Source organism: Lentilactobacillus sp. TOM.63, from assembly GCF_030361045.1.
In the GTDB taxonomy this organism is placed as follows: Bacteria; Bacillota; Bacilli; order Lactobacillales; family Lactobacillaceae; genus Lentilactobacillus; species Lentilactobacillus dabitei.
This window is the reverse complement of the sequence record NZ_JAUCAP010000125.1, coordinates 1-4,227: the sequence shown is the minus strand read 5'-3', so window position 1 is coordinate 4,227 and position 4,227 is coordinate 1. Positions and strand designations below refer to the sequence as shown.

Annotated in this window: 6 protein-coding genes and 1 pseudogene; all 7 read right to left on the bottom strand. The window is 39.1% G+C overall.

The window, feature by feature from the left end; translation table 11 throughout:
- Positions 1-73 precede the first annotated feature (73 nt).
- Positions 74-490, bottom strand: a pseudogene (gene eutH / locus QUF07_RS13380) (ethanolamine utilization protein EutH); the annotation flags it as partial.
- Positions 491-518: 28 nt separating this feature from the next.
- Complete coding sequence (locus tag QUF07_RS13375) at positions 519-791, bottom strand: EutN/CcmL family microcompartment protein (RefSeq protein WP_217341539.1); 273 nt, start codon at positions 789-791, stop codon at positions 519-521.
- Between the two features lie 14 nt (positions 792-805).
- On the bottom strand, positions 806-1,429 hold the full coding sequence (locus QUF07_RS13370; protein WP_289427902.1) for a hypothetical protein: 624 nt from the start codon (positions 1,427-1,429) through the stop codon (positions 806-808).
- 9 nt (positions 1,430-1,438) lie between these two features.
- Positions 1,439-2,068 carry a phosphate propanoyltransferase gene (gene pduL / locus QUF07_RS13365; RefSeq protein ID WP_289427900.1) on the bottom strand — a complete coding sequence of 210 codons (630 nt, stop codon included), beginning with the start codon at positions 2,066-2,068 and terminating at the stop codon, positions 1,439-1,441.
- Positions 2,037-2,717: a hypothetical protein gene (locus QUF07_RS13360; RefSeq protein WP_217341536.1), complete on the bottom strand. Its 681-nt coding sequence runs from the start codon at positions 2,715-2,717 to the stop codon at positions 2,037-2,039. The genes pduL and QUF07_RS13360 overlap by 32 nt, the downstream gene beginning before the upstream one ends.
- 40 nt (positions 2,718-2,757) lie before the next feature.
- On the bottom strand, positions 2,758-3,066 hold the full coding sequence (gene eutM / locus QUF07_RS13355; protein WP_217341535.1) for an ethanolamine utilization microcompartment protein EutM: 309 nt from the start codon (positions 3,064-3,066) through the stop codon (positions 2,758-2,760).
- A 29-nt stretch (positions 3,067-3,095) separates the two neighbouring features.
- Positions 3,096-4,227: aldehyde dehydrogenase family protein (locus QUF07_RS13350; protein ID WP_289427897.1), on the bottom strand; the 1,132-nt coding region annotated here is incomplete at its 5' end.

Sequence of the window (4,227 nt, the reverse complement as noted above, 5' to 3'; positions counted from 1 at the left end):
GGATAATTTTTCATAGCTTAAACTCGCTTTTTACATAGAAGTATATCAAAAATCATAGATCTTGGACAGCTTCTAAGAATTTATGATCCTTTTTGTCAATAATTCCTAGAGCAACTGGGATAGAGAATACAATAGTAGGCCCCATCATTGATCCAAGGATCACTCCAGCAAATAATCCAGCTTGAGGATCTAATGCCATTTTTGCTGCAAGCTGAAATCCACCCATATCAATTGCAATTAGACTTGTTGCAAACATTGATGGGTCTGCACCCAAAAATTGGTAAAATGGCACAACAACTGGCGACAAAATTTTTGCCAGGATTGGAGCCAAAATGATAATACCAACCATAGAAAGCGCCAAAGAACCCATTGCCATAATACCTTCATCAAACTTTGCACCTAATCCAAAGTGATTTCCAAACATTTTGTCAAGAACTCCCAAAGCCATAAAGAGCACCATGATATACATAATAATTTCATTAATTCCCATAAATAACGACCTCCTCTCAAAATTCAAATCAATGTTCATCAATTGAATCAATAATTCCAATAATTGTTGCATCTATTGGGATCATCTCTTCTGAAGCAATCATTCTCGCTCCTGGACCTTCAACAATCAATACTTGTTCACCATATCCTGCGCCAACCTCATCTCTGGCAACAATCCTTCTTGTTTGCCAGTCAACTCCAACTTGTTTATCAGCAACATCGACCAGCATAAAGCGTGATCCAGACAGACTTTCCACCTTTTTAGTTGACCATAAATTACCAACCACTTTTCCTGTAACCATGCACTGGCCTCCTACTACCTGTTTTCCATATTTATTTGATGTTGCTTAAACCAATCTGATGCTAGCGACGTTAGCAATTCCCCTGAGTTAACAAGGTTTTCATTATTCAGCAATCTTTCTCTAAGAACTGATTCTGTAATGAACTTCTTTTTAACCTGTGTAGGCCTGGTCAGTTTTTCAAGCTTGACCAAAGCCTCCTTTAACTGTTCATCACTATTGATAAATTGAATATCAAACTTATTAAGGCGCTCTAAAGCTCGTTGAAGCAAACGCCACACCTCAAATCGAGTTGTGTGCCGATACTTACTCAATTTAGGAGCATCATCAAATATCCAAATCGGTTTCCCAGCAAGTAAAAAACTAATGACCTGTTTCGTCAGAGAATCAACAACATTTAAGTTACTAATCGCTAACAGTTGAGTTAATGTTGCCTCACGAAGACAAAGCAGGATAGCATCGCTATCCTGCTTTGTCCCAAACTCTAAATGATAGTCAGCTGAAAGTTTTTGCAGATACTGTGCAGGATACGTTTTATTTTCTCCTCGACAGAGAATCTTATCTTCTGTAACTGCTTCAAGTTTTTTAATCACTTGATCCGTTATAACTTGAATAATCTTATCTATTTCAGTAGACTGCATTTTTAAGACCTACTTTTTATATATCGTGCCTCGCATTCCTTTGCCTAAATTACAAGCATTGGCTTCATCAAAATCTACATGCATCCGGGTTGCAAACTTTTTACTCACTCTAATAACCACATTTTCAAAAATCAATCCACGTGAACCAGGAGTTTTCACACTCACGATATCGCCATTTGCAACACCAAATAAATGAGCATCTTCAGGAGTCATGTGAATATGTCGTTGAGCAACAATGACCCCACTATCCAGATTTATTCTTCCACCTCGACTAATCAAGGTTATTCCAGGGGTTTGATCCAAATCCCCGCTTTCTCGTATTGGCGCTAAAATACCAAGTGTTCGAGCATCCGTTAATGAGACTTCAACTTGTGATTGTTTCCGAACGGGTCCCAGAACAGCAACGTTTTCTAATTGTCCATTAGGTCCAAGAACTGTTACCCGTTCTTTACTGACAAATTGTCCCGGCTGAGATAATGGCTTAACCGGTGTTAGCTCATGTCCATCTCCAAACAACGCTTCAACAGTTTCTTGATCCAAGTGAACGTGTCGCGCGGAAGCCTCAATAATAAATGAAGTCTTGTTACGAAGTTCTTTTACGATTTCCTCAACGATTACGTTTAAATTTTGCGTTTCCATCACCGCCCTCCAACATTAGTTTCGTCCAGTCCTGAAGCATATTCTCCCAGGACACAATCGTCTGACAATATGTTGACTCAGCCATATTTGGTTGAACCAGTATATAAGCATTTAGGATTGTCGCCGTTTCAGCCAAACTCTCTTGAATCATTTGTATACCCAAAGTATTTGGCTCACTTAGGTTCAATTCTATTAATTTCAAATTTAAAACCGAATAATCATCATTTGCTATAATTTGATCATAATCAACTGTGACAATCTCATTAACGAACTTTACTAGATCTGTCACAATTTCTAGGTCAACATCTTTTTTCTGCTGATCAAGCAAGGTTAAAACTAATAGAAATTGTTTGCGAAGACAATACTGTAAGCTAATAAGAGGGGTGGCAAAATGATTGATTTTATTAAAGTCGATAGATGGATAATCAACTTTAATGTCATTCATCCAAGGATTCTTAGCATCAACTTGACGTTGTGTTTCAACAACATCTGATTTACCTTGTTCAATTTTGATCTGATGTTCTCCCAAAAAGCTACGGGCAGAGGGAGTTAAAATCGTACCCCTTGGTAAAGTAATCTGTGCATTATCGGTCAATTTATTTTGTTTCATTAATTGGCGAACAGAATATTCAGTTAGTAGTTTGTCCAAGAGGCGCCCCCTTTCGTATAAGACTTACGAGTTGCCGTTATTAATCCTCGCTGAGGTTAGCTTTGTCATTTAACATATGTGGTAATATTTCATCAACTTCGTTGTGTGGACGTGGGATTACATGAACCGAAATCAATTCACCAACCTTTTCACTTGCTGAAGCACCAGCATCTGTAGCTGCTTTAACGGCACCAACATCCCCACGAACCATAACTGTAACAAGCCCAGCACCAATTTGTTCTTTACCAATCAAAGTAACATTTGCAGCTTTAACCATTGCATCGGCTGCTTCAATTGCACCAACTAAACCTTTTGTTTCGATCATTCCAAGAGCGTTTGTGTTTGACATAATAATTTCCTCCTAAATTTCTATCTGTATTATTTAATCTGCGCTAAAACTTGTCGAACAAGTTCTTCAACCAATTGTTCATGATCCAAATCACCGCTTGATTCAATACTATGAGTTTGACTAACGCTACTATCTGCCTTAATATCTTTGAGCTCACGCATACCGACTGCAACTCGTTTCAAGTTCATTAAGTTCATTGGGCTGATGTTATCAGAAGTAGCACTGCCACCAATTGCACCACATCCCAAAGTCAATGCTGGATTCAAATCGGTCGTCGCACCAATTCCACCTAAAGCCCCTGGTGTATTAACCAATACACGTGAAGCAGGCACTAGAGAGGCATATTGGCGAATCAATTTTTGATTTTCAGAATGTAAGATTGCGGTATGACCTGCACCTTCATTTAGCAACAATTTAGTTGTAAGAGCTGCAGCTGCATTACAATCATCAACTTCAAAGTAAGCTAGGATTGGCGTTAACTTTTCTCGAGAATATGGATCATCCGGACCAATGTTTTCCTCGGAATCCCTGGCAATTAATACTCGGGTCCCCGCTGGAACATCAATATCTGCTAAATCAGCGAGTTGTTTAATGGATTTCCCAACAATTTGTGGATTCATTGTGCCATCAGCTCGAAGAATAAACTTGGAAAGTTTGCCAATTTCATCGGAAGTTAAGAAGTAACCACCCTGGTTTTCCAATTCTCTTCTAACTGCATCTTTATTGGCTTCTTCAACAATAATCGATTGTTCAGAAGCACAAATTGTCCCGTTATCAAACGTTTCAGAATCCATAATTCGCTTAACAGCCTGAGCAACGTCAGCACTCTTTTCAATATATGCTGGACCATTTCCTGGGCCAACGCCTAGTGCAGGTGTTCCCGATGAGTAAGCTGCATGAACCATTGCACCCCCACCAGTAGCAAGAATTAATTTAGTTTCATCATGGCGCATCAACTCATCAGTACCGGCAAGCGTTGGAATTGTAATTCCAGAAATCAATCCAGCTGGAGCACCGGCTTTATAAGCCGCTTCACTGACAACTTTAATGGCTTCCAGCGTACATTCCTTAGCCTTAGGATGAGGTGATATGGTAGATTGCAAATTTAATCCGAATTTTTGGACAAATTTGTCAGCATAACCTGATACGGTGTTTGCCAGT

What these genes read in the sequence shown, in the direction of transcription:
- QUF07_RS13375 (WP_217341539.1), bottom strand. Translation starts at nt 791, where the DNA reads ATGGTTACAGGAAAAGTGGTTGGTAATTTATGGTCAACTAAAAAGGTG.
- QUF07_RS13370 (WP_289427902.1), bottom strand. Translation starts at nt 1,429, where the DNA reads ATGCAGTCTACTGAAATAGATAAGATTATTCAAGTTATAACGGATCAA.
- pduL (WP_289427900.1), bottom strand. Translation starts at nt 2,068, where the DNA reads ATGGAAACGCAAAATTTAAACGTAATCGTTGAGGAAATCGTAAAAGAA.
- eutM (WP_217341535.1), bottom strand. Translation starts at nt 3,066, where the DNA reads ATGTCAAACACAAACGCTCTTGGAATGATCGAAACAAAAGGTTTAGTT.